This window comes from Wocania arenilitoris (assembly GCF_021728535.1).
GTDB lineage: Bacteria > Bacteroidota > Bacteroidia > Flavobacteriales > Flavobacteriaceae > Wocania_A > Wocania_A arenilitoris.
Map to the genome: position 1 here is coordinate 212,603 of NZ_JAKKDU010000004.1, position 24,635 is coordinate 237,237.

At 30.8% G+C, this 24,635-nt stretch carries 21 protein-coding genes and 1 tRNA gene; 12 read left to right on the top strand and 10 right to left on the bottom strand.

Features of this window, described 5'->3' with window-relative positions; genetic code table 11:
• Nucleotides 1-3: 3 nt before the first annotated feature.
• From L3X37_RS04820 to L3X37_RS04840, 5 genes are read right to left on the bottom strand one after another with little or no spacing between them, the layout of a single operon-like run.
• The gene (locus L3X37_RS04820) at nt 4-816 is read right to left on the bottom strand and encodes a purine-nucleoside phosphorylase (RefSeq protein ID WP_237239035.1); all 813 of its coding nucleotides are present in this window, start codon (nt 814-816) and stop codon (nt 4-6) included.
• The gene (locus L3X37_RS04825; RefSeq protein ID WP_237239036.1) at nt 800-1,438 is read right to left on the bottom strand and encodes a TIGR04282 family arsenosugar biosynthesis glycosyltransferase; all 639 of its coding nucleotides are present in this window, start codon (nt 1,436-1,438) and stop codon (nt 800-802) included. Before L3X37_RS04825 ends, L3X37_RS04820 begins: the two co-directional genes overlap by 17 nt.
• Nucleotides 1,431-1,922 carry a rhodanese-like domain-containing protein gene (locus L3X37_RS04830; RefSeq protein WP_237239037.1) on the bottom strand — a complete coding sequence of 164 codons (492 nt, stop codon included), beginning with the start codon at nt 1,920-1,922 and terminating at the stop codon, nt 1,431-1,433. Before L3X37_RS04830 ends, L3X37_RS04825 begins: the two co-directional genes overlap by 8 nt.
• A 32-nt stretch (nt 1,923-1,954) precedes the next feature.
• Nucleotides 1,955-3,019, bottom strand: a complete 1,065-nt coding sequence (gene arsS / locus L3X37_RS04835; protein ID WP_237239038.1) for an arsenosugar biosynthesis radical SAM (seleno)protein ArsS — start codon at nt 3,017-3,019, stop codon at nt 1,955-1,957.
• 44 nt (nt 3,020-3,063) lie between these two features.
• Nucleotides 3,064-3,399, bottom strand: coding sequence for an arsenosugar biosynthesis-associated peroxidase-like protein (locus L3X37_RS04840; RefSeq protein WP_237239039.1), 336 nt, complete (start codon nt 3,397-3,399; stop codon nt 3,064-3,066).
• A gap of 123 nt (nt 3,400-3,522) precedes the next feature.
• Here L3X37_RS04840 and L3X37_RS04845 point away from each other — a divergent pair, with 123 nt between their 5' ends.
• The 3 genes from L3X37_RS04845 (at nt 3,523) to L3X37_RS04855 (ending at nt 9,396) form a co-directional block, all read left to right on the top strand.
• Entirely contained in the window at nt 3,523-4,761 is a 1,239-nt protein-coding gene (locus L3X37_RS04845; RefSeq protein ID WP_237239040.1) for a cation:proton antiporter, read from the top strand.
• An 11-nt stretch (nt 4,762-4,772) separates the two neighbouring features.
• A complete protein-coding gene (locus tag L3X37_RS04850; protein WP_237239041.1) occupies nt 4,773-7,208 on the top strand; it encodes a helix-turn-helix domain-containing protein in 2,436 nt (811 codons plus the stop codon).
• 307 nt (nt 7,209-7,515) lie between these two features.
• On the top strand, nt 7,516-9,396 hold the full coding sequence (locus L3X37_RS04855) for an ATP-binding protein (protein WP_237239042.1): 1,881 nt from the start codon (nt 7,516-7,518) through the stop codon (nt 9,394-9,396).
• 45 nt (nt 9,397-9,441) lie between these two features.
• On the opposite strand, the gene L3X37_RS04860 is transcribed toward L3X37_RS04855, so the two are convergent.
• From L3X37_RS04860 to L3X37_RS04875, 4 genes are all read right to left on the bottom strand, one after another.
• Entirely contained in the window at nt 9,442-10,074 is a 633-nt protein-coding gene (locus tag L3X37_RS04860; RefSeq protein WP_237239043.1) for an STM2766 family helicase-associated protein, read from the bottom strand.
• Nucleotides 10,075-10,085: 11 nt separating this feature from the next.
• Nucleotides 10,086-12,083, bottom strand: coding sequence for an STM2767 family DEAD/DEAH box helicase (locus L3X37_RS04865; protein ID WP_237239044.1), 1,998 nt, complete (start codon nt 12,081-12,083; stop codon nt 10,086-10,088).
• A gap of 350 nt (nt 12,084-12,433) precedes the next feature.
• On the bottom strand, nt 12,434-12,889 hold the full coding sequence (locus L3X37_RS04870) for a hypothetical protein (protein WP_237239045.1): 456 nt from the start codon (nt 12,887-12,889) through the stop codon (nt 12,434-12,436).
• A 769-nt stretch (nt 12,890-13,658) separates the two neighbouring features.
• The gene (locus tag L3X37_RS04875) at nt 13,659-14,801 is read right to left on the bottom strand and encodes an acyl-CoA dehydrogenase (protein ID WP_237239046.1); all 1,143 of its coding nucleotides are present in this window, start codon (nt 14,799-14,801) and stop codon (nt 13,659-13,661) included.
• Between the two features lie 163 nt (nt 14,802-14,964).
• On the opposite strand from L3X37_RS04875, the gene L3X37_RS04880 reads away from it, so the two are divergent.
• The 9 genes from L3X37_RS04880 (at nt 14,965) to L3X37_RS04920 (ending at nt 23,156) form a co-directional block, all read left to right on the top strand.
• Nucleotides 14,965-16,029, top strand: a complete 1,065-nt coding sequence (locus tag L3X37_RS04880; RefSeq protein WP_237239047.1) for an anhydro-N-acetylmuramic acid kinase — start codon at nt 14,965-14,967, stop codon at nt 16,027-16,029.
• A 246-nt stretch (nt 16,030-16,275) separates the two neighbouring features.
• Nucleotides 16,276-17,502 carry a Glu/Leu/Phe/Val dehydrogenase dimerization domain-containing protein gene (locus L3X37_RS04885; RefSeq protein ID WP_237239048.1) on the top strand — a complete coding sequence of 409 codons (1,227 nt, stop codon included), beginning with the start codon at nt 16,276-16,278 and terminating at the stop codon, nt 17,500-17,502.
• Between the two features lie 10 nt (nt 17,503-17,512).
• A complete protein-coding gene (gene nhaD / locus L3X37_RS04890) occupies nt 17,513-18,904 on the top strand; it encodes a sodium:proton antiporter NhaD (RefSeq protein WP_237239049.1) in 1,392 nt (463 codons plus the stop codon).
• A 51-nt stretch (nt 18,905-18,955) separates the two neighbouring features.
• Entirely contained in the window at nt 18,956-19,654 is a 699-nt protein-coding gene (locus L3X37_RS04895) for a MotA/TolQ/ExbB proton channel family protein (protein ID WP_237239050.1), read from the top strand.
• A 1-nt stretch (nt 19,655) separates the two neighbouring features.
• Complete coding sequence (locus L3X37_RS04900) at nt 19,656-20,048, top strand: ExbD/TolR family protein (RefSeq protein WP_237239051.1); 393 nt, start codon at nt 19,656-19,658, stop codon at nt 20,046-20,048.
• Between the two features lie 65 nt (nt 20,049-20,113).
• Nucleotides 20,114-20,962: an energy transducer TonB gene (locus L3X37_RS04905; protein ID WP_237239052.1), complete on the top strand. Its 849-nt coding sequence runs from the start codon at nt 20,114-20,116 to the stop codon at nt 20,960-20,962.
• A 3-nt stretch (nt 20,963-20,965) separates the two neighbouring features.
• The gene (locus tag L3X37_RS04910; protein ID WP_237239053.1) at nt 20,966-22,183 is read left to right on the top strand and encodes a bifunctional folylpolyglutamate synthase/dihydrofolate synthase; all 1,218 of its coding nucleotides are present in this window, start codon (nt 20,966-20,968) and stop codon (nt 22,181-22,183) included.
• Nucleotides 22,184-22,235: 52 nt separating this feature from the next.
• The gene (locus tag L3X37_RS04915) at nt 22,236-22,970 is read left to right on the top strand and encodes a DUF6263 family protein (RefSeq protein WP_237239054.1); all 735 of its coding nucleotides are present in this window, start codon (nt 22,236-22,238) and stop codon (nt 22,968-22,970) included.
• Nucleotides 22,971-23,081: 111 nt separating this feature from the next.
• A tRNA-Val gene (locus L3X37_RS04920) sits at nt 23,082-23,156 on the top strand.
• A gap of 129 nt (nt 23,157-23,285) precedes the next feature.
• Here the strand turns inward: L3X37_RS04920 and L3X37_RS04925 are convergent.
• Nucleotides 23,286-24,563 carry a UDP-N-acetylmuramoyl-tripeptide--D-alanyl-D-alanine ligase gene (locus L3X37_RS04925; RefSeq protein WP_237239055.1) on the bottom strand — a complete coding sequence of 426 codons (1,278 nt, stop codon included), beginning with the start codon at nt 24,561-24,563 and terminating at the stop codon, nt 23,286-23,288.
• Nucleotides 24,564-24,635: the final 72 nt, after the last annotated feature.

Consider the following 24,635-nt stretch of genomic DNA (forward strand, 5'->3'; position numbering starts at 1 on the left):
TTTTTATAATGTTTTAATCAATTCTTTAAATAAAGTTATCATATTAGGTTCTGCTTTTGCAGCCATAGCGATAATTTCTGCAATATCAACAGGTTTTAAGTTATCTGGGTCGCATTCATCTGTTAAAACTGACACTGCTGCCACTTTTAATTTTAAATGATTTGCGACTATAATTTCAGGAACTGTACTCATTCCAACGGCATCAGAACCAATAATTTTAAGCATTCGGTATTCTGCACGGGTTTCTAGTTGAGGGCCAACAACGCTGGCATATACACCTTTGTGAAGTTTTATATTATTTTTTTTGGCTATGGATTTAAATGTTGAATTAATATTAGAATCATACGGAGCGCTCATATCTGTAAAACGTTCGCCTAATTTTTCTACACCGTTAAAAGCTAAAGGCGAGCTTCCTTGAAGATTTATATGATCTTCAATAAGCATGAGTTCACCTTTTTTAAAGTTTAGGTTTATAGCTCCTGCAGCATTAGATATCAATAAGGTTTTTATACCTAATTTTTCCATAACACGAACAGGGTAGGTAACATCTTGTAACGTGTATCCTTCGTATAAATGAAAACGCCCTTGCATAACTACAACATTTTTATTGGAGAGTTTTCCGTAAATAAGTTTCCCTTTGTGAAACTCGACCGTTGCAGTTGGAAAATAAGGGATGTGATTATAGCTAACTTCTTTTATAATTTCAATTTCATTAATAAGCTGTCCTAAACCTGTACCTAAAATAATGCCTATTTCTGGGTTATCGAATCCTTTTTCTTGTAGATATTCTACCGTTTTTTTAATATGCTTTATCATTTAATTGTTGTATGCGTTGTTGTAATTCAATATTTGATTTGTAAAATGATGATGCTTCTAAATCTTCAAAAGTGTCAATGTCATTTAAAGGTTCTAGCAAATTAAATGAGACGCTGTTTTGTTGTAATTCATCAAGTGTGATTTCTAATAAATTTGATTCACTCCAAGGTTTACTATCAAATATAAAATCTTGTATTTTAGTCATGCCAATAAGGTAATAACCACCATCAATCGCTGGTCCAAAAACAACATTATTATTATTTAATGCTTGCAATCCGTTTTCAATATGATTAGAATTTATATCTGGTAAATCGGAGCCTATTAAAACGATTTTTTCGTAGCCATCTTTAAAACCTTTAATAAAAGCATTTTTCATGCGCTCTCCTAAATTTACACCTTCTTGAACAGTTTTATAATGGTTTTCCCATTTGGTGTCGATAATAGCATCAGAGAAATATATGCGTTTATCTATCGATAGATTTTCGGTAGCTTTTTCAGTAATTTTTACTAGTTCACTATACACTTCAAATGCGCCTTGGTTGCCAATGCTTTTTGCAAGTCGTGTTTTAACTTTGCCTAGTTTAATGTTTTTTACAAAAACGATAATGAGTTCTTTAGTCATAAACTTTAGTGCCTTTATTAAGCCATTTACTCCATTCTTTGCTAAATGTATGTATGCTATCTGTTTCTTTTTCTTTGGAATTATAAACGGGTAAATTATTATTTTTCCATTCAAAAATACCGCCATATAAATTATATACGTTAGTGTAGCCAGCCTTTTTGAGCTTTTCTGCAATATCTTCAGAACGAATTCCTAAAGAGCAATACACAACTATAGTTTGTTGTTTGTTTTTAAGCTTTTTTACAGTTTTTTTGAGTTTAAAATTATCGTAGCCAACGCAAATAGCATGTTGCAAATGACTGGTTTTGTATTCAGATAATTCTCTTGAATCTAAAATGATAGCATTTTGTTGTTTTGATAAATCTTCAGCAGAAATATATGGAATGCTTTCGGAGTTATATGTTTTTAATAATTCTGAAAGCGATTCTTGGGCGAAACTAATGCCTGAAAAAAATAGAAGTATGTATAAAATTTTGTTTTTCATAGTATGAGATTTCTGCCTATGCAGAAATTGGGTTAAGCAACTACACCTTGACAACTACTTCCTGCGCCAGCAGTACAACCGTAGCAATGTTGCGAGATAACAATGTTTCGTCCTTCAAGTAGTGCCTCGTTATACTCCGAAATGTGTTTGGCTTTGCTGTTTACAGGTAGTTCTAGCATTTGATTAAAATCGCAATCGTACAAAAATCCCTCCCAACTCACAGAAAGCGTATTAGTACACATAACGTTTGCAACAGCATTTGGATTGTAGGCCTCTACGAGCGCATACATATAATCTTCATAATTTTCTGAAGCAATTAAATAATCTAAAAATCGTGAAATTGGTAAATTAGTAATGGCAAATAAATTATGAAACTGAATATTGAAATCTTCTAACAAAGCCTTTTTAAAATCTTTCTCCATAGCCATTTGATCTCCTGGTAAAAAAGCTCCAGACGGATTGTAAACCAAATCTAACTTTAAGTTATTTTCAGGCATACCGTAACCTACTTTATTTAACATTTTTAAGGCTTGAATAGATGCGTCAAAAACACCATTTCCTCTTTGTTTATCGGTTTTTCCGCGTGTCCAATGTGGCATTGAGCTAACTACATGCACGTTGTGCTTTTTAAAGAATTCTGGTAAATCGTAATATTTTTTATTTGCACGAATAATGGTAAGGTTAGAACGCACTATAAAATCTTTAATACCAGCTTTGGCAGCTTCTTCTACAAACCATCTGAAATCTGGATTCATTTCTGGTGCACCTCCAGTTAAATCTAAGGTATGTGCATCAGTATTTTTTATAACTTTCAAACATTGCAACATGGTGTCGCGTGTCATTATTTCTTTTCGATCTGGACCAGCATCAACATGACAGTGTTCGCAAACCTGATTACACATATAACCAACGTTTATTTGTAATATTTCTAATTTTTTTGCTTTAAGCGGAAATTGATTGGTTTCAGTAATTTTAGCTTTAAAGGTTGGTAATTCACCATTTTGAAATATACCATTAGATAAAATTTCGAGTTGCTTATTGCTATTTGCTAAATCGCTTTTGCGCTTATGTAGGGATTGTGTTTTTAGTTTTGTCATATTCATTTTCCAAATTAATGGAGTTTTCTTCGGTCTTCTAACTTTTACCCATCCAGTTTATTCACTTTATTCATCATTTGAACACCATGCACTAAGGTAGCGCCACTTTTTATGGCTGCACCAACGTGTAAAGCTTCCATCATTTCTTCTTTTGTTATACCGCGTTGCAAGCCGTCTTTAGTATAAGCATCAATACAATACGGGCATTGCTCGGTGTGAGAAACCGCTAATGCAATTAACGATTTTTCGCGGGCTGTAAGTGCGCCTTCTTCAAATACTTTTCCGTAGTATTCAAAAAATTTATCTCCAAGCTCTTGGTTCCATTCACTTATTTTTCCAAACTTTTTTAAATCTGCTGGGTCGTAATATGTTTTTTGCATGTAAAAATTTTTGTCTAAAGATATAAATCTTAAAGGGTTCAGTCGATAAATTTTACATTACTTAACATAAATTATTTATATAGATTTTTAAATTTTATTTTAGCACAATTAAACTTAGGTATAATGAACGATTATTTTTTTATAATAACAGTTTTAGTAACACTATCGGCAATTTTTGGATATGTTAATGTACGTTTTTTAAAATTACCAAACACTATTGGATTAATGCTAATTACTATTGTTTTTACTTTAGGTGTTTTTGCATTAAGTTATTTTGATTCTACACTTTTAAATGCCGAAAAATATATTATTACTCAAATAGATTTTAAAGCGGTTTTGTTAGATGTTATGCTTAGTTTTCTCTTGTTTGCAGGAGCTTTACATACCAATTTTCAACAACTAAAAGTACAACGTTGGCCTGTTTTTGTGTTTGCAACTTTTGGAGTTTTAGTGTCTACATTTTTAGTTGGCATAAGCATGTTTTATATTTTAAAGCTAATTAATTTAGATATCGATTTTATTTATTGCTTGTTGTTTGGAGCATTAATTTCGCCAACCGATCCTATTGCGGTTTTAGGTATTTTAAAGAAGGCAGGTGTGCCTAAAAAACTAGAGGTTAAAATTGTTGGGGAGTCTTTATTTAATGATGGTGTTGGTGTCGTTATATTTCTAACTATTTTTCAAATTGCTGCTTTAGGTGCTGGAGAGGTTGAGGCTTTTGATGTTTTTAGTCTTTTTGGTAAAGAAGTTTTTGGAGGTGTTTTATTAGGAGGGATTTTAGGATGGATTACTTATAGATTGATGAAGTCTATAGACGATTACGATATTGAAGTTATTATAACTTTAGCAGCAGTTATGGGAGGAACTGTTATAGCACATAAACTCCATTTATCGGCACCTTTAGCAATGGTTACTGCAGGATTAATTGTTGGCAACGATACCGTTAGAGGTAATGCCATGTCTAAGATTACCGAAAATTATGTCGATAAATTTTGGGAACTTATAGATATTCTTTTAAACACCATTTTATTTGTGCTTATTGGCATGGAAATGCTTGTTCTAGCTTTTGATGGCAAATATATTTTGGCAGGATTAATTGCCATTCCTATTATACTTTTATGCAGATATACATCGTTATTATTCCCAATTAATTTCTTTAAAAAACGATTAGATTTTGTGCCAAAAACAAATTTAATAATGACTTGGGGCGGATTACGAGGTGGCATTTCAATAGCCTTAGCATTAGGTTTAACCGAAGCTATGCAACGCGATTTGTTTTTAGTGATTACCTATGTAGTGGTCGTGTTTTCAATTTTAGTGCAAGGACTTACAGTTGGCAAACTAGTTAAAAAAGTTAGTTGAAGGGTTTTTAAATGGATGTAAATAACGAATTAGATTTAGCTTGGGATTTTGTAAACAATACAGATAGAAATGTATTTCTTACCGGAAAGGCAGGTACTGGTAAAACTACGTTTTTACATAAGCTTAAAATGAAATCGTTAAAGCGTATGGTTGTGGTCGCACCAACTGGTGTAGCAGCCATTAATGCCAAAGGCGTTACCATACACTCGTTTTTTCAAATGCCATTTGGTCCTATTTTACCAGATGCAGAATTGAATAATTCTTCTAACTTCAATAGAAAATTTAATAAAACCAAAATCAATATAATCAAGTCTTTAGACCTTTTGGTTATTGACGAAATTAGTATGGTTCGTGCCGATTTATTGGATGGCATTGATAAAACACTACGGCGTTTTAAAAATAAAAACAAAGTTTTTGGTGGCGTTCAATTATTAATGATTGGCGACTTACAGCAATTATCGCCAGTAGTTAAAGACAATGAATGGCAATTACTAAAAGCGCATTATAAAAATGCCTTCTTTTTTAGTAGTCATGCGTATCAAAAATGTAACGCTATTACTGTTGAGCTAAAACATATTTATAGGCAAGACAATCCTAAATTTATAAATATTTTAAATGAAATAAGAAACAATACATTAACTCAAGAATCTGCAAATGAACTAAACAAATGCTACCAACCCAATTTTGTGCCAAATGAAAAAGAAGGCTACATTGCTTTAACAACACATAATAATAAAGCAGAACAAACCAATAATGCAGAACTATCAAAACTAAAAACAAAAGCACATACTTATAAAGCAGTTGTAGAAGGTAAATTTCCTAATTATGCTTATCCTAATGACGAAAAACTAGAGTTAAAGGTTGGAGCGCAAGTTATGTTTATTAAAAATGATAGTTCTCCTGAAAAACGCTATTTCAATGGAAAAATTGGTAAAGTTATTTTATTAGATAAAGATGAAGTAGTTGTGAATTGTCCTGACGATGATTTTAACATTGTAACCACCCCCGAAGTTTGGGAAAACATTAATTATAATGTTGATGCTGAAACCAAAGCCATTACCGAAAATAAAATAGGATCGTACACACAAATGCCTTTGCGATTAGCTTGGGCAATTACCATTCATAAAAGTCAAGGGTTAACTTTTGAAAAAGCTATTATTGATGCTCAAGGCGCCTTTGCGCACGGACAAACTTATGTGGCATTAAGCCGATGTAAATCGTTGGAAGGTTTGGTGCTAAAAAACAAAATAAATTCCAATCAAATAATTAGCGACAGCAATGTATTATCGTTTGTTAAAAATGCTGAAGATAATCAACCTGATGCATCCATTTTACAAGAATCGAAGTCTGAATTTCAACTCAATTTAATTTCCGAATTATTTAATTTTTATAAGTTTTTATATCCTGTAAATCGAATTTTAGACATTTATTATAAAAACAGAACCGTTATTGAAGGGCAAATTGAAACACCTTTAAATACTATAAAACAAGCAGTAGCTAGTTTATTGAAAGTTAGTAATAGCTTTGAGGGGCAACTTAAAACGTTATCTAAATCTGATGAAATTCCAGAATCGAGTAAAGTTATACAAGAGCGATTTACAAAAGCTATAAATTATTTTAGCGAGCAAACTAAAACTTACATTAGCGAGCCTTTTAAGACAATAGTTTTTACAACGGATAATAAAGAAATTAAAAAAGATATTAATAAGCAGTTGGATGCTATTGAAGAATTATTAGCCGCTAAATTATCATATTTTAAAGGTTTAGATAAAGGTTTTAATGTCAATACATTTTTAGAGTTGCGAGCAAAATCTGTTTTTCTGGCAAAAGATAAGCCTAAAAAACCACGTAAATCAGTTATTGATGGCACAACCAATGTGGAATTGTTTGAGTTATTACGAGTGCTTAGAAACGATATAGCCGAAGCAAATGATTTAATTCATTATCAAATTTTTACTCAAAAAGCCTTGTATGAAATATGCGAAACCCTGCCCACTAACAAAAAAGAATTACTACAAGTTAACGGCATGGGTAAAGTAAGAGTAGAAAAATATGGCAGTGAGATATTAAAGGTTATTCATGCGTATTGCGATGAAAACAATATCGAGACTTCCACAGAACCCATTTTTTTTGAAGCAGAAAAACCAAAGAAAAAACGAGGTGATACTAAAAATGAATCTCTAGAATTATTTAAAACAGGAAAATCAATAGACCAAATAGCAAACATAAGAGAATTAAACCCCAATACAATAGCAGGTCATTTAGCACATTTTATTCCTACTGGCGAGGTTAAAATAACCGATTTAATATCCGAAACACATTACGAAGAATTAAAGGAACTCATACCAAAACATAAATTTGAAAACCTTTCAGATTTAAAGCATCAGTTAGATGATAAATATACTTATGGAGAATTGCGTTTGGTTTTGGATGATTTGACAAGCTAAATAAACAAATGATAACATTTGTACTATAATGTTCTGCGTTATGTAACTTGAGCTTTGGTAAAAGCGAAAGTTTAATACATCTTTTTTTTTATTTTTTTTCTTCTATAAATTTTCTTTACAATGCTAATGGAACACTCTTTTTACGAAACGACGATAGGAGAGTAGTGAAATGTGTGTGCAATGATATTATACTAATTATTTCCTTTTTTAGTGTTATATTGTTTTAAAATGGATGAATTTTTCATTACCAATTTATATATTTGATATACGTTTCAAAATCAATTAATTTACCAAAACTCAATCTTGAATGAAGATAAATGTCATCAATGCTGCTAATTTGTTTTTTCCAACTCCTTCATTAGAATTAGTTCTTTTTGAAGCTATTGCAAATTCTATTGATGCAGAAGCAAGTAAGATTGATATTGATATAAATGTAGATTCTTTCGCAAAACCAGAAACTCTAAGCTTTATAATTAAAGATAATGGAGTTGGTTTTATTGATGAAAATTTTAGAAAATTTTCAAACCTATTAGAGGTTGAAGAAGAAGACCATAAAGGAATTGGAAGGTTGGTTTTTTTAAAATACTTTAAGTCTGTAAATGTTGTTAGTTATTATGATAAAAAGAAAAGAACATTTTCTTTTCATGGTAAGTTTGATGGAGAAAATGAGCTCAATGAGACAAAAGAAGAAGGACAAGGGACAACTTTAACGTTTGAAAATTATTTTAAAGATAAGATTAAATCATATGATTATATAAAACCTAACGCGCTAAAAAAATCAATACTTTTTCACTTTTTCCCATTGTTTTATGCTAAAAAAATTAAAAATGAAAATCTAATAATTACAATTAGACTTCAGACTAAAGATCCAAATATGGACTATGGATTTTTTAATGACACTAGTACTTTGGATATTTCTAAAATGTCCAAACTAGAAGAAATAACCTTCAACGAACAATCATTAGATTTTTTCCAAGACTTGCATATTTATTATTCAGTAAAAGAGAATCTTGAAGATGAATCTTTAATAACCGCTATTAGTGTAGATGGAAGAACAATACCAGTAAATATATTATCAAAAGAGAATATTCCTCGAGGATATGAAATTGTATTCCTGCTTTTTTCAGATTATTTCACAGGAAAAGTGAATACTTCTAGGCAAGAACTTACTCTGGGTAAAGGAGAACTTAGAACAGTTACAAAAATATTTCAGGATAAAATAGGTGAAATTTTAAATGAAAAAATCCCATACATACAAAAAAGAAATACGGAAATTAATAAAGGCTTAAATGATAGATTTCCTCATTTACAAGGATATTTTGATGAAAATTCTGTTGGTATTATTGATAGGAGCAAATCTTTAGAAATTGCTCAAAGTAAATTTTTTCAAGAACAAAAGGAAGTTTTGGATTCAAGCTCTTTAACTGAAGAGTTATACCAAAAATCTTTGGAGATTTCATCAAGATTGTTAATGGAATATATTTTATATAGAAATATCATAATTAACAAGTTAAAAGAAATTGATTCGACTAATTCTGAAGATGATATACATAATATTATTATTCCTATGAGAAAGACTTATAAACAGTCTAATTTCATAAATGATTTATACACAAACAACGCTTGGTTACTAGATGACAAATACATGTCATATAATACGATTCTTAGTGATAAAGAAATGGATAAGTTGATTGATGAAATCACTTTTGAAGAAGAGGAAATTGAAAAAGATATTAAAAGGCCAGATATTGCGATTGTTTTTTCTGGAAATCCAGATAAAACAGAAAAAGTGGATGTTGTTATAATAGAACTAAAGAAGCTTGGGTTGGATTTAGCAAAAAAAGAAAATGTAGTTAGCCAATTAAAACAAAGAGCTCGTAAATTATTGCAATATTATCCTGATAAAATTCAAAGAATATGGTTTTATGGAATTGTTGATATTGATGAAGAGTTTGAAATATCGTTATTAGAAGAAAAATTCGCGAATTTATATTCAACAGATAAGGTGTATTACAAAGAACATTCTGTTATTTTAGATTATGAAACGAAAAAAGAAATCCCAGTTGGTTTATTCGTTCTTTCATTTGATGCATTTTTAAAAGATGCAGAAACTAGGAATGCTACTTTTTTAAATTTATTAAAAGAAAGTTTTAAAAATGAAAGTAGTAAAGCAAAAAGTCATAATTAGCTTGACATAAAATTACATTTTAATACAACTGTTATTAAAAATATATTACTCCTCTAAATACGAACAATCAGTATTTATATTTACCACACTCTCAAAATAATTTTCAATAATTAATTTGTTTAACCCGAGTTTATATGTGCCGTAAGAAGAATAATTAATATCTAAATGATGTAAAGGATGTAGTTTAGCATCTTCTCTAACTGGATCATGGTCATATCTAAGATAAGCTGGTTCAGAATGTAAAATAATCTCAAGTAAATCAATACCTGATGATTCAATATTAGTAGATTCGATGTAATAATCAACCAGAGATTGATTTAATTGAAAAAGCCCATCTTTAAGGATTGAACTTGCCATAGAAACACTTTCACTTTCAATAATGGTTCCAGTAAAAGTAGAAACCTCTATAATATTGTTATAATCATCTAAAAGCAATGTAAAGGGAAATGACACACTAAAGTATTTACCTTCTTGATAGAAAAATAATCTACTCATTCTATCGACTACAATTTTCATTTTAGAGTTACAATCATCTAAGTTAACTTCTTCAATGTCATTACCTATAAGAATGTACTGTAATGAATTAAGAATCAATCTTACATAATCCTCCTTATCCCTTATTGGGAAGAAAAAATCCTTTTCTTGAAAGGGAAGTATACCTTTTTCAATAATTTTCATAAAACCCTTTCTTATAGATACTTTAAATTGTCTTTAACGAATTCCATAAGTGTAGACCTATCTGTATCTATCATATCCATTTCTTTGGTTGTAAGTAATAATTTTTTGTGATATTTTTTATCGACTTTTAAAGATTTAAATACCTCTTGCATTAAGTCATAATGTGACATTTTTATCAGATTGGATTTAAACCTAGTTTGGATATCCTTTTTCTCCTCTTCTGAGGGTTCTGTGATAACCATTTCTTGATTTTTAACAATGTGTTTCAAACCAGCTTTCATCCCTTCAGTTAATCCAGAAAATAACATTTCCTGTCCTGTTATAAAAAAAGACTTAATAAAAGATCTAGTTAACATAGTATAAAGAGCATTTCTATAACTTGGATTATTCGAAATACTATTGGTAATACAAATAACAAAAGGAAACTCTAATCCCTTAACATTATTTCGATTACTTATAAGTACTGTATCCGGAATTTTTTCTTTGGTATCATATGCTTTGTTTACTTCCCAACCAATTTCCTTTTGAATCTTATATTCGATTAAATCGGCTAGCTTAAAGATACCCTTAGATCGATCCAATAGGATTATTCCAATATCTTCCGGTTCGACAGTCTTATTTTCTTCTCTAATCTCATTGATAACATCTATAACCGTATCTGAAAGTGTTTTTTCTGTTTCAATAATTCTAATACTTTCAAAATCTTCATCTAAGTCTTCAAAACGTCGCAGAGGCTCTCTACTTAAATAATATTTTGAATCCTCTATCCTTACATTATAGCCACAATCTTTCCATTCTTTTTCCTCTAACCAACGAAGCTTGGTTTTTTCAAAAAGACCCATTCCAAGACCATGAGCAAACATTAATGTTTTTGGGTCAGTTCGATAACATTTACCTAATAAAAAATTAGGTTCAATTGTACCAGATATATTTTCATCAAAAATACTTTGAAAAATATCTCCAGCTATGTAAATATTTTTTTCGGTGACTAAATCACATAATTCAAAAAAGTTCTCATCAAAATCTTGACTTTCATCTATAAACATATGTGTTAATGCATAATCTCTTTCTTCATCTGGAAATTTAGCTTTGATATCTATTATAGCTAATTCACAGGCTTTAGTAAATGTCATTTGATAGGACCAACCATAAAAAGGAATCTTATAAAAATGACATATATATCTATACGCTCCTGAATTAGGAAACGAATTTGATCCCCAAGCATTATTACACCATAATCGACTATCCCATTCAATCTGTTGTTCAACTTTCATGAAGTTGAAAAAATCAGGAATTCGCTTTTTTAAACTATCTGCTAATATTTTATTATGACAAGTGAAGAATATTCTAGAAGAACTATCATTTATGTATAAATCTTTCAATTTGTGTAATAAAAGTTCTGTTTTACCAGTTCCTGATAAACCTTGTATTCGAATTTTTTTCTGATTTATATTTCCATAAATAAAACGTGTTTGGTCTCCATCAAAAAGCTGAATTTTCTGTTTTACTTTATCCAGAGCGGTTTCTGGAACTTCCTCTTTAACCCGTTTTATATCGTTTATACTTCCAATAAAAAGAGAAATCAAAAGATCAAGTTTCTTTCTGTCTAATTCGTTATTCAAATGTAGTTTCTCCAGAAACGCTTCTACATCTTGTATTTCTAATGAGTTAATATCAGTCTCTACTAAAGTAGACTTCCATTTTCTGGGTCTTCCTAAAACTTCCTTATATAAATATTTATCTGATATTGAACCTATGTCTTCAATTACATCATATATATAATCTTCAAATTGATCCTCGTTCTGACCATAATCTATAATTGCTATTTTATTTTTCGGTGATAGAATTATTAGAGCATCAGAATAATTGTAAGAATATCTTTGATCAGTTAAAGGTCTATCAAGAACATAGATTAAAGTTTGGTTTACTTCAGCGTATTCTTTCAATAAATCAATAAGCCTCGAGTTAGATTCGTTTTTTTCTGTATGTAAGTAAAAATAACTACTCATGAATTTTTGTTTTAAAAGTTCTGTAAGTTATAGAAAAAAAAATCTATTGTAAAAGATATTGAAGAATTGATATATAATAATAAAAACTTATTTCGATACGCTAAATTCTGACCTCATAAAATTTTGGTAAAACAATAGGAGAGAGGAGTGTACATATTTTAGGGGTCTAGTAATACAGTTTCTTAGGAGTTCTAATTATCCAATAACTTCAAAGCAATCTTAATTAGTTAGAATGTTTCCTAAAATATAGCGTAACGAACCGTAATTGTTTCCAAAAGTTTATGCCGTCTTGATTTTTTTGTTTCTTTTTTTATCAAGAAAAAAAGAAGTGAATATTCAATCCGTAATCACTATTTTTTATCTAAAAGATAACAATCAAAAAAAACATCATTATTGAAAACTCCCATTTCAAATGCTTGTTCACATATCGCTAATTTAGTTTCTGAGTCAAAATTGGTTTGATTCATTATTTCTGCTTCCGAAATGTAATCTTTCCACATTCGTAAATCAATTATATCTTGATTTTCGTATAGAATTTTTGCAATTTTCAAATCAGTCTCAGAAGTTTTAATTAAAACTGTCCACTTTTCAAATCCAGCCAAATGAGCTATGACATGTTGAGCCTTCATTAGAGTAAAATTTTCTTCATCTAGATTGTAATCGTAAATAACTAATTCGATATCGAAATGCTTTGGCTCATATTCATATGACAATTTACCAAATTCATTGTTAAAGACAAGTTTTCTAGTTTTAAAATCTCTGTGTAAGTTTTTAGATTGAAGTTTAAAGAAATCAATAGTATTCATAATATAATCCTTTGTTCAAAGATTATTATCCAAGAGATTATGCGTTCGTATACTTTTTGTCGGATAATAAGCCTTGATGGTTTATATTATCAATTATGGTTGATGAAATCTTTGCACGAACGAGCAGGCATACCATAAACACCTTTTCAAATTTAAACATTTTGTTCTAATTATTTTAAGACAGAATATTTTTTTTATCAACAACTAAATGAATAAGCTGAAATTCTATTTTACATAATATTAATAGTTACAATCAAAAAAAGTTTAAATAGTGACGAGAATAGAATAAGTGCTTAGAATTTTATCCTTCATAAAATTTAAGCTCTTATGGCAATCCACGAGAATCGCGTAGAAAAAAATATTACCTATAAATACCCAATTACGAGAATTTTGATAACAATCTAAAAGCTAGCTTTTTTTTGGCGCTGGCAAAGCGGTTGGAAATTGTGTTTAAAAATAAATGCCATATAAGGCATTTAGATTTTTAAAAAGCAAACGAGCGCATTGGCATGCGGCTATTTTACATAACGGCTAATTATAGATACATAATGTTTTAAAAAAATCTGCGAAGCAAACCGCTTATTAGTTTAATGACCCAAGTTCCAATTATTCTAATGAAAACAAATGCTTCTGGGATATTTTACATAATATCATTATAGCTATCAAATGGAAACAATGAGCTAAACAGTAAAAATAAACATTTGTACTATAATTATTCTTATGTCAAACAAAAAAATAAACTCAAAAAACAAATAAAGAAAGAAATGTTTCAATCCCTAATAATACTCCTAGAAATAACAATTTTCTGGATTTCAGAAGTGCCCTCATAAATCTGAGTAATTTTAGCATCACGCATTAAACGCTCCACATGGTATTCTTTAACAAACCCATTACCACCATGAATTTGTACTGCTTCAACAGTGTGCTCCATCGCAACCTTAGAGGCATATAATTTTGCCATGGCACTAGACATATCGTAGTTATTGCCTTGATCTTTATCCCACGCCGCTTTCATTACCAAGTGTCTTGCTGCTGCAATTTCGGTGTGCATATCGGCAAGTTTAAAAGCAATGGCTTGGTGGTTGCAAATTTCGGTTCCAAAAGCTTTGCGCTCTTTAGAATATTTTAGAGCTAACTCATAAGCGCCTTGAGCAATCCCAAGTGCTTGAGCAGCAATACCAATACGCCCACCAGAAAGTGTTTTCATAGCAAAACGAAATCCAAATCCATCATCGCCAATACGATTTTCTTTAGGGACTTTTACATCATTAAATTGAAGTGTGTGCGTGTCGCTTCCGCGGATGCCTAATTTATCTTCTTTTGGCCCAATATGAAAACCTTCAGTACCCTTTTCAACAATAAAAGCGTTTATACCATGAGACCCTTTGTCTCTATCGGTTTGAGCAATTACTAAATACACATCGGCACGACCACCATTTGTTATCCAGTTTTTTGTGCCGTTAATAATATAATGATCACCTTTATCAATCGCGGTAGTTTTTTGCGATGTAGCGTCACTACCAGCTTCAGGCTCACTTAAACAAAACGCACCAATATTTTCTCCGGTTGCTAGTTTAGTTAAATATTTTTCTTTTTGAGCTTCTGTTCCGTAAGCTTCAAGGCCGTAACAAACTAACGAATTATTAACCGATACAATTACCGAAGCCGATGCATCAATTTTCGATAATTCTTCCATAATCAACGCATAAGAAATCGTATCCATTCCACTTCCACCGTATTTAGGATCGACCATAATACCCATAAAACCTAAGTCGCTCATTTTTTTAACTAACTCTGCAGGAAATTCTTGTTTATTATCGCGTTCAATAACACCAGGTAGGAGTTCGGTTTGTGCAAATTCGCGAGCGGCATCGCGTATCATTAAGTGCTCTTCAGAAAGGTTAAAATCCATAATTCGTAATTAAAATCTTTTTTTGGTAAAAAATGTTTACAAATATACCTTTTAATTGTGAATTCTTAAAAATTATAGATTAGTTTTCACTTGTTTATTCTTTCCTGTTTTTGATGAAGATGATTACTTTTACCTAAACCCAAAAAGTTTAAATAAGTTCACAATGACAAAATCGAAATTTAAGGTTATAGGAGTAATGTCTGGCACATCGTTAGATGGTATTGATTTGGTATATGCAACATTTAAATTTAACCAACAATGGCATTTCGAAATTATTTATGCTGAAACAATAGAATATACTGAAAAATGGCCTAGTGTACTTAAAGATTTAGTTTTATATAATTTTGATGAGCTATTACGAATTGATGAAAAATATACGATTTATTTATCAGAGGTTATCAAAAACTTCATTCAAAAACATAATATAAAAACTATTGATGCTGTATGTTCTCACGGTCACACAGCTTTACATCAACCTAAAAAAAAGTTAACCTATCAAATAGGCAATTTACCAGATATTGCTAAACTTTTAAATTATAAAGTAGTTTGCGATTTTAGAAAGCAGGATGTGGAATTTGGAGGTCAAGGCGCTCCGTTAGTTCCTATTGGTGATAAATTATTATTTTCAGAATACGATTACTGTATCAATCTGGGTGGTTTTGCAAATGTTTCATACGAATTTAAAAATGAAAGGATTGCCTTTGATATTTGCCCCATAAATATTGTATTAAATCATTATGTAAAACAACTTGGATTTGATTATGATGATAAAGGTAAAATAGCTTCAACAGGTACAATAAATAAGTCTTTATTGAATCAATTAAATGCGTTGCGTTTTTACAAAGAAACATCACCAAAATCATTAGGGTTAGAATGGGTTAAAAGCAATATACTTCCTTTAATTGATGCTTTTGAATTAGAAACAAAAGATGTTTTAAGAACTTTTGTTGAGCATGTAGTTATACAAATTGCCAATATAATTGGTAGTGATAGCAAAAAACGAGTACTTATAACCGGTGGTGGTGCCTATAATAATTTTTTTATTGAACGATTAAAACAACATTCCAGAAATAAAATTGTAATACCTTCAAAAGCCATTGTAGAATTTAAAGAAGCTTTAATATTTGCTTTTTTGGGCGTACTAAAATTACGTAACGAAATTAATTGTTTACAAAGTGTTACAGGAGCAAATAAAGACCATAGTTCTGGTAAAATATTTCTGCCATAAAATTTATTAAAATTTAATATTAATGGATTTTTAGTTTTTATATTTGTTAAATTAATAATTTAAACAATTTTCGTGTGAGTCAGCTTTAGCTTTGCTTTAATTAAACACTAGATATTATTATAAGCAAAAAAAAGAATCGATTATCATAAGTTGAAATGAAACATCCATGATTAATATTTAATCACACAACCAAATGATTATTTAGGATGTTACATGTGACCGTTGAATAACAATAAATATAAACACATGAAAGAATTATTAAAAAAATACGAAAATAAAGAGCCAGAAATTGTCTTTAATTGGAAAGACCCAGAAACTGATGCAGAAGGTTGGACAGTTATAAACTCTTTACGTGGTGGAGCAGCTGGAGGAGGAACAAGAATGCGAAAAGATTTAGATATAAATGAGGTTTTATCATTAGCTAAAACTATGGAAATTAAGTTTACTGTTTCTGGTCCATCTATAGGTGGTGCAAAATCCGGTATAAATTTCGACCCTAAAGACCCTAGGAAAAAAGACGTTTTAGAGCGATGGTATGCTGCCGTTTCACCCTTACTTAAAAGCTATTATGGTACTGGTGGCGACATGAATGTAGATGAAACGCACGAGGTTATTCCTATAACTGAAGAAAGTGGTGTTTGGCATCCGCAAGAAGGTGTTTTTAATGGTCATTTTAAACCTACTGAAGCCGATAAAATAAATAGAATTGGTCAGTTACGACAAGGAGTAATTAAGGTTATAGAAAACCCTTTATATTCGCCAAACGTTTTAAGAAAATATACAGTTGCAGACATGATTACTGGCTTTGGTGTTGCCGAAGCGGTTAAACAATATTACCATATTTATGGTGGTGATATTAAAGGAAAACGTGCTGTAATACAGGGTTTTGGTAATGTTGGTGCAGCAGCAGCTTTTTACTTATCTCAAATGGGGGCAAAAGTTGTTGGTATAATTGATATTGTTGGCGGATTAATTAATGAAGATGGTTTTTCATTTGAAGAAATTACTAACCTGTTTTTAGCAAAAACAGGAAATACACTTGTTGCTGAGAATTTAATTCCTTTTGAACAAGCTAACGAGAGAATTTGGGCTATAAAAACCGAAATTTTTGCACCATGTGCAGCATCACGTTTAATAGCCATTCATCAAATTGATGAAATGATAGATAGTGGATTAGAAGTGATATCTTGTGGAGCTAATGTGCCTTTTGCTGATAAAGAAATCTTTTTTGGACCTATAATGGAACATACCGATTATAGAGTAAGTTTAATACCAGATTTTATTTCAAACTGTGGAATGGCTCGTGTTTTTGCTTATTTTATGGAGCGCCGTGTGCAAATGACCGATGAAGCGATTTTTAACGATACCTCGAATAAAATTAGAGAAGCATTAGAAAAAGTATATCATAAAAACGAATCTAAAACCGGAATAAGTGCAACCGCATTCGAGATTGCCTTAAACCAATTAATATAAAATCAAACTTATGGAAGCAGTAATTATTATAGTATTTGTAATGGGTTATTTGGCCATTACTTTAGAACACAATATAAAAATTGATAAACTTATTCCAGCACTTGTCATGATGGCTATTTGTTGGGCTTTGATTGCTTTGGGTATCGACAGCTTTCCACAATGGTTTGATTCTGGCAAACATGCACTTTTAGAAAACTTTGGATTGTTAGGGCATGAGGAGAAAATGCACCTTATGGAAGAAACACTCTTGCATCATTTAGGTAAAACCGCAGAAATACTAGTGTTCCTTCTTGGAGCTATGACTATTGTTGAAATTATTGATTATTTTGACGGTTTTTCAACTATAAAAAGTTTTATACGTACCAGAAAAAAAACTAAAATATTATGGATTTTCTGCTGTTTAGCTTTTGTGCTTTCAGCAATCATAGATAACTTAACGGCTACTATTGTATTAATCTCTATCCTTCAAAAAATAGTAAAAGACAGAAGTGCACGTATTTGGTATGCAGGTTTAATTATTATTGCTGCTAATGCGGGTGGTGCGTTCTCGCCAATTGGAGACGTAACAACAACAATGCTTTGGATTGGAGACAAAGTGTCTACAGGACATTTATTTGTATATTTATTTATACCATCGTTAATATGTATGGTTGTGCCAGCACTTATTGCTTCTTTTTTACCCGCATTTAAAGGTGATTTAGAAATTGAAGAAATTGATAATAAGACAAAAAGTAAGTTTAGTGCTATTATGTTATATTTAGGTTTAGGTGCTATCGTTTTTGTTCCTATTTTTAAAGTAATTACACATTTGCCTCCTTATGTTGGTATGATGTTATCTTTAGGTGTTGTAGCTACTTTTGCCGAAATTTACAGTAACTCTAAATTTAGTATGACTGAAGTCGATTCAGAAGAAAGTGATTCTCATGCATTGCACAGCCCTGTTCATCATTCTTTATCAAAAATAGAATTACCTAGTATTTTATTTTTCTTAGGAATCTTAATGGCTGTTGCTGCTTTAGAGTCTTTAGGAATATTATTTGGTTTCGCAAGTAGTTTAAAAGAATCTATACCTATGATAGGCACAGAAATGGATGGCACTCAGGTGTCAGATTTAGTTGTTTTATTATTAGGAATTGGATCTGCTGTTATTGATAATGTGCCTTTAGTAGCAGCTAGTTTAGGAATGTTTACAGAAACATTAGATGATCAACTTTGGCATTTTATTGCATATTCAGCAGGAACAGGAGGAAGTATGTTAATTATAGGGTCTGCTGCCGGAGTTGTCGCAATGGGAATGGAAAAAATAGATTTTTTCTGGTACTTAAAAAAGATTTCATGGTTAGCTTTAATTGGTTTTCTTGCTGGAGCTGCTGTATTTATGTTTACCAGAACTATATTTTAATATACTTTAACAAAAAAAGATACGTTATACAATTGCAATAAATTTTATTATATGCTAAACATTTTATTACTAAACATCCAAGATGGAGTAGAAGTGCTTCCCGAAGAATCAGTTAAAAAAACACTTTCAATTATCGAATTAATAAGTAGTGGTGGTGCTGCTGGACAAGTTATAATAGCTATCCTGTTTTTGTTGCTCATTGTAGCGTCATATATTTATTTTGAAAGATTATTTGCCATAAAAGCAGCATCAAAAATAGATGCAAACTTTATGAATCAAATTAAAGATTACGTAAGTAATGGTAAAATAGACTCTGCACAAATGCTTTGTGCACAAGTAAATTCGCCCGTTTCAAGGTTAATAGGTAAAGGAATTTCTAGAATAGGAAAACCACTTGCCGATATTAACACAGCTATTGAAAATGCGGGTCGATTAGAGATTTATGGCTTAGAAAAAAATGTTAGCATTTTAGCTACAATTTCTGGTGCAGGACCCATGATTGGATTTCTTGGCACTGTAGTTGGCATGATATTAGCAATATTCGAATTAGCTAATGCCGGCGGAACTATTGAAATGGATGTTTTAGCAAGTGGTTTATATACTGCTATGACAACCACGGTTGCAGGTTTAATTGTTGGTATTATTGGGTATATTGCTTACAACCATTTAGTAGTTAAAACAGATAAAGTAGTATATCAAATGGAAGCTAACTCTTTAGAGTTTTTAGATCACTTAAACGAACCTATATAGTATGAACTTTAGAGGAAGAAATAAGGTTACACCAGAATTCAATATGTCATCAATGACAGATATTGTTTTTCTGTTACTTATATTTTTTATGATAGCATCCACCTTGGTTACAACTAATGCTATCGACATTATTTTACCAAAAGCAAGTGGTAAAACCGAAAACAAAAGATCGGTTGCGGTTAGTATTAAAAAGGATTTAACTTACTATATAGACCAAAAGAGAGTTGGTATTAGTGTTTTAGAAAATGAGTTGTTAGCAGCATTATCATCTCAAGAAAAGCCAACTATAGTTTTAAGAGCTGAAAAATCAGTACCCGTTGAGAATGTTGTAAAAGTTATGGACATCGCTAACCGAAATAAGTTTAAAGTTATTTTAGCTGTAAAACCTAAATAATAATATAATATGTCACTTCGAGTGATTCCGATTTTTATCGGAATTGTATCGAGAAGTTTTTTTAGATGAAATATTTTGAAACAATACATGAAAAGAATTCTGCTAGAATCACTGCGTTGATAGCTGTTATTCTTTTGGTGCTATTGTTTGTGGTGGGTACAACCTATATGGATCCGCCAGAAGAATATGGTGTAGCAGTAAATTTTGGGACAACAGATTTTGGTAAAGGCAATGTTCAACCAAAAAAGCCTGTAAAATCAACACCTCAAAAAATAGAAGCACCACCACAACCAGATGTTGCTAAATCAGAACCTACAAAATCATCGGAAACTAAAGAAGAAGTTTTAACGGCTGATAATGCCGAAGAAATAGCTATAAAAAAACAAAAAGAAGCCGAGGCAAAGGCAAAAGCAGTTGCTGATGCTAAAGCGAAAGCTGAAGCCGATAGAATTGCCAAAGAAAAGCACGAACAAGAAGAAAAAAAGAAAAAGTTAGATGCCTTAATTGGTGGTGTTAGCAAATCTGAAGGTAGTGAAACTGGTAGTGAAGGCAACGATAATAGTGCTGGTGATAAAGGGCAATTAGATGGAGACCCATATGCTCCAAGTTATTTTGGTGGCAAAGGCTCAGGAACTGGCGGTGTGGGTTACGGTTTAAATGGTCGCGGAAGAGCAACATACAAAACAATTAAACAAGATTGTAACGAATCAGGAATGGTTATCGTTAGAATTGTTGTTAATAGAAATGGTAACGTAGTTGAAGCTACTCCTGGTGTTAAAGGCACTACAAATACAGCACAATGTTTATTAGAACCTGCCAAAAAAATAGCCTTATCTCATAAATGGCCAGCAGATTCTAAAGCACCTGTAAAACAAATTGGTTTTGTTAAAGTAAACTTCAAATTGGGACAATAAATAATGACTTATCAAGATACATTAAATTGGATGTTTTCTCAACTGCCAATGTATCAAAAACAGGGTAAAACTGCATTTAAAAAAGATTTAACTAATGCTTTAAAATTAAGAGACCACTTAAATAGTCCTCATAAAAATTTTAAATCTATTCATGTTGCTGGCACTAATGGTAAAGGCTCAACAAGCCATATGTTAGCATCTATTTTACAAGAAGCTGGTTATAAAGTAGGGCTGTATACATCACCACATTTAAAAGATTTTAGAGAACGCATCAAAATTAATGGAAAAGAAGTTAGCAAACAATATGTAATGGGTTTTATTAAACGTAATAAACCTTTTTTTGAAGCAAACAAATTATCTTTTTTTGAAATGACAGTTGGAATGGCTTTCGAATATTTTTCAAAAGTAAAAGTAGATGTAGCTGTTGTTGAGGTTGGTTTAGGCGGGCGATTAGATTCTACTAATATCATTACCCCAGAGGTTTCTGTAATTACCAATATTGGTTTAGATCACATGCAATTTTTAGGAAATACACTCGAAGCCATTGCTTTTGAAAAAGGTGGAATCATAAAACCAAATGTTCCTGTTGTGGTTGGTGAAACTCAAAAAAAAACGAAATCTGTTTTTAAAGATTTAGCTAAAAAGAATCATTCAAAAATAGTTTTTGCTGATAAAGAAATCACCAAAGCATATAAAACGGATTTATTAGGGAGCTATCAGTCAAAAAATGTGAAAACAGTGGTGCAAACCGTTAAAGAACTTAAATTAATAGGGTACAAAATAACAGAAGAAAATCTAAAAAAAGGCTTGCTCAATGTGGTGAAAAGCACAGGTTTATTGGGGCGTTGGCAGATTCTGAATGAAAAACCTAAAGTAGTTTGTGATACTGGTCACAATCGAGAAGGATTACAGTATGTTACAGAACAGCTATTAAATGAAACTTATGAAGCGTTGCATATTGTTTTCGGAGTTGTAAACGATAAAGATATAAGTACTATTGCAAATTTGTTGCCTAAAAATGCAACCTATTATTTTTGTAAACCAGATATACCAAGAGGGATGGATGTCAATAAACTTAGGCAGAAATTAATAAGTTATAATTTAAAAGGAGAAGCTTATAATTCTGTAACTGAAGCTTATCAGGAGGCTTTAAAAAATGCAACAAAAAATGATTTTATATTTGTTGGAGGCAGTACTTTTTTAGTAGCTGAAATAATTTAACTTAATTCAGTTTTAGGCGTTATATTTGAAAATATAAAATGAACAAAATATTATGAAGAACTTTTTTACACTTTTATTATTAGTAGCAACTACATTAGCATGCTCTCAAGAATCAATACTTTTAAGATTGCATTATAATAAAGGGGATAAATATGTTATGCTGATGGATATGAAGCAAGATATGGGTGTTGGCAAAATGATTATGAGTATGGAGATGCCAATGAAAGTAATAGCAGTTAACGATGGTGTTTATAATTCAGAAATGAGTTTTAAACGCATAAAAATGGATATGGAGCAAGCTGGAGTAAAAGTAAATTACGATTCTAACTTAAAGGAAGAAGATTTAGATGAAACAGCTAAAATGATGGTAGCTCAAATGAAACCAATGCTAGAAACAGTTTTGTTAACAAAAACTAATGTTTATGGAGAGGTTTTAGATATGCAGATGATTAAAGGCTCGGGAAGTGTAGATCAGTTTGCTAGTCAAACTGAAAGTGTTGTATGCCCAAAAGAAGCAGTAACTGTAGGCTATTCATGGACTAATGAGAAAGATAATAATGGTATGAATATTAGTAGTACATATACTGTAAAATCTATTGATAGCAAAGTTGTTGTACTTGAAATTAAAGGCGATATCACAGGTTCGTCTGAAGGAAACTTAACAGGTAGTTTAAATATTGATAAAGCTACTGGTGTTCCAATTAAAACTCATATTACAATGAACTTTGAAGTAATGGGACAAAAAGTTTTATCTGAAATTAATATGACAATGGAAAAAACAATTTAAAATTTTTCTTTTTTATTATCACTTTTATGGGTTTTTAAAATTTATTGATTTTTTATTTAAAAAAGTTTTTGCAGTATTAAAAACTAGATTATATTTGCAATCCAATTTAGAGGGCGCGTAGCTCAGTTGGTTCAGAGCACTTGGTTTACACCCAAGGGGTCAGGGGTTCGAATCCCTTCGCGCCCACTTCAATTTTAAAGATAAGGTCGTCTAAAAATTACTTTTTAGACGATTTTTCTTTTTAGTTATTTTTAATTTATTGTTTTAGTTGGGGTCAAGCAACTTTTGAGATTGATCCATTTAAAGGTTTAACCTTTATATTATTTCCAAAACTCTTTCTAAGGCCATACCACGTGAGCCTTTAATTAATAACGTAGCATTTTTAATTTGAGTAAAGTTAAACTCGTTTTTAAAATCTAGAAATGTTTTATATTGAATGACTATTTTAGAATTACTTCCAGACTTATAAAAATTTTCACCAACTAAAATAACGGTATCAATATTTAAGGAAATCGCTAAATCTGTAATTTCTTGATGCTCTTGTTTAGCATCTTTACCCAACTCGAACATATCTCCAAGTATAGCAATTTTAAACCCTGTATACTTCTCAAAATTAATTAAGGCAGCATGCATACTTGTTGGATTTGCATTATAAGCATCTAAAATAATTTTGTTTGTATCCTTTTCAATGATTTGAGAACGATTATTTGTAGGGGTATAATTTTCTACTGCTGTTTTAATAGCTGAATCTTCAACATTAAAATAATTTCCTATGGTGATAGCAGCAGCAATATTATTAAAGTTATAGTCTCCGATAAGTTGGCTTTTTATTTTTAAATTATTGTATTTGCATACCACAAAAGGTTGAGCATCTATAAATTCAACAATGACATCTGCATGGGTTTTATTGCCAAAAACAAATCGTTTTGCCTTATTAGTTTTTTTAACTTGAATTGGATCTTGGTGATTTACAAAAATGGTTTCATTACTTGTAATTAAATAATCATACATTTCGCTTTTACCTTTAATTACGCCTTCAACACCTCCAAAACCTTCTAAGTGTGCTTTTCCAAAATTAGTTATATAGCCATAGTTTGGTGTAGCAATTTTACATAAAAACTCTATTTCTTTTTGATGATTTGCACCCATTTCTACAATACCAATTTCGGTATTGGAGTTCATTGAAAGCAATGTTAGTGGCACACCAATATGATTATTTAAATTCCCACGAGTGGCTGTGGTTTTATATTTTTGCGATAGCACAGCGTTAATTAATTCTTTTGTAGTGGTCTTTCCATTACTACCTGTTAAAGCTATAATAGGAACGTTTAAAAACTTTCTGTGAAACGAAGCTAATTTTTGCAGTGTTTCAAGTACATCATTTACAAGAATAGTATTAACCGAGGTTTTATATTCAGCTTCATCAATAACTACATATTTTGCGCCTTTTTTTATAGCCTGTTCTGCGTAAGCATTACCATCAAAGTTATCGCCTTTTAGAGCGAAAAAAATATCATCCTTTTTAATTTTTCTAGTGTCTGTACAAACCGAATTGCACTCTAAAAAAAGACTATGTATCTGTTTAATTTTCAATGTTTTTTGTTTAATAAATAATAAATTAAAAGTATAAAAAAAGTCCTAACATACATTAGGACTTTTAATATT

Bases quoted from the DNA above. Each gene is read 5' to 3' on its own strand.
- L3X37_RS04830 (WP_237239037.1), bottom strand. From the start codon at position 1,922: ATGAAAAACAAAATTTTATACATACTTCTATTTTTTTCAGGCATTAGT.
- nhaD (WP_237239049.1), top strand. From the start codon at position 17,513: ATGGAAGCAGTAATTATTATAGTATTTGTAATGGGTTATTTGGCCATT.
- L3X37_RS04820 (WP_237239035.1), bottom strand. From the start codon at position 816: ATGATAAAGCATATTAAAAAAACGGTAGAATATCTACAAGAAAAAGGA.
- L3X37_RS04915 (WP_237239054.1), top strand. From the start codon at position 22,236: ATGAAGAACTTTTTTACACTTTTATTATTAGTAGCAACTACATTAGCA.
- L3X37_RS04870 (WP_237239045.1), bottom strand. From the start codon at position 12,889: ATGAATACTATTGATTTCTTTAAACTTCAATCTAAAAACTTACACAGA.
- L3X37_RS04825 (WP_237239036.1), bottom strand. From the start codon at position 1,438: ATGACTAAAGAACTCATTATCGTTTTTGTAAAAAACATTAAACTAGGC.
- L3X37_RS04885 (WP_237239048.1), top strand. From the start codon at position 16,276: ATGAAAGAATTATTAAAAAAATACGAAAATAAAGAGCCAGAAATTGTC.
- L3X37_RS04840 (WP_237239039.1), bottom strand. From the start codon at position 3,399: ATGCAAAAAACATATTACGACCCAGCAGATTTAAAAAAGTTTGGAAAA.
- L3X37_RS04865 (WP_237239044.1), bottom strand. From the start codon at position 12,083: ATGAGTAGTTATTTTTACTTACATACAGAAAAAAACGAATCTAACTCG.
- L3X37_RS04900 (WP_237239051.1), top strand. From the start codon at position 19,656: ATGAACTTTAGAGGAAGAAATAAGGTTACACCAGAATTCAATATGTCA.
- L3X37_RS04910 (WP_237239053.1), top strand. From the start codon at position 20,966: ATGACTTATCAAGATACATTAAATTGGATGTTTTCTCAACTGCCAATG.
- L3X37_RS04895 (WP_237239050.1), top strand. From the start codon at position 18,956: ATGCTAAACATTTTATTACTAAACATCCAAGATGGAGTAGAAGTGCTT.
- L3X37_RS04855 (WP_237239042.1), top strand. From the start codon at position 7,516: ATGAAGATAAATGTCATCAATGCTGCTAATTTGTTTTTTCCAACTCCT.
- L3X37_RS04905 (WP_237239052.1), top strand. From the start codon at position 20,114: ATGAAATATTTTGAAACAATACATGAAAAGAATTCTGCTAGAATCACT.
- L3X37_RS04845 (WP_237239040.1), top strand. From the start codon at position 3,523: ATGAACGATTATTTTTTTATAATAACAGTTTTAGTAACACTATCGGCA.
- L3X37_RS04875 (WP_237239046.1), bottom strand. From the start codon at position 14,801: ATGGATTTTAACCTTTCTGAAGAGCACTTAATGATACGCGATGCCGCT.
- L3X37_RS04850 (WP_237239041.1), top strand. From the start codon at position 4,773: ATGGATGTAAATAACGAATTAGATTTAGCTTGGGATTTTGTAAACAAT.
- L3X37_RS04860 (WP_237239043.1), bottom strand. From the start codon at position 10,074: ATGAAAATTATTGAAAAAGGTATACTTCCCTTTCAAGAAAAGGATTTT.
- L3X37_RS04880 (WP_237239047.1), top strand. From the start codon at position 14,965: ATGACAAAATCGAAATTTAAGGTTATAGGAGTAATGTCTGGCACATCG.
- arsS (WP_237239038.1), bottom strand. From the start codon at position 3,019: ATGACAAAACTAAAAACACAATCCCTACATAAGCGCAAAAGCGATTTA.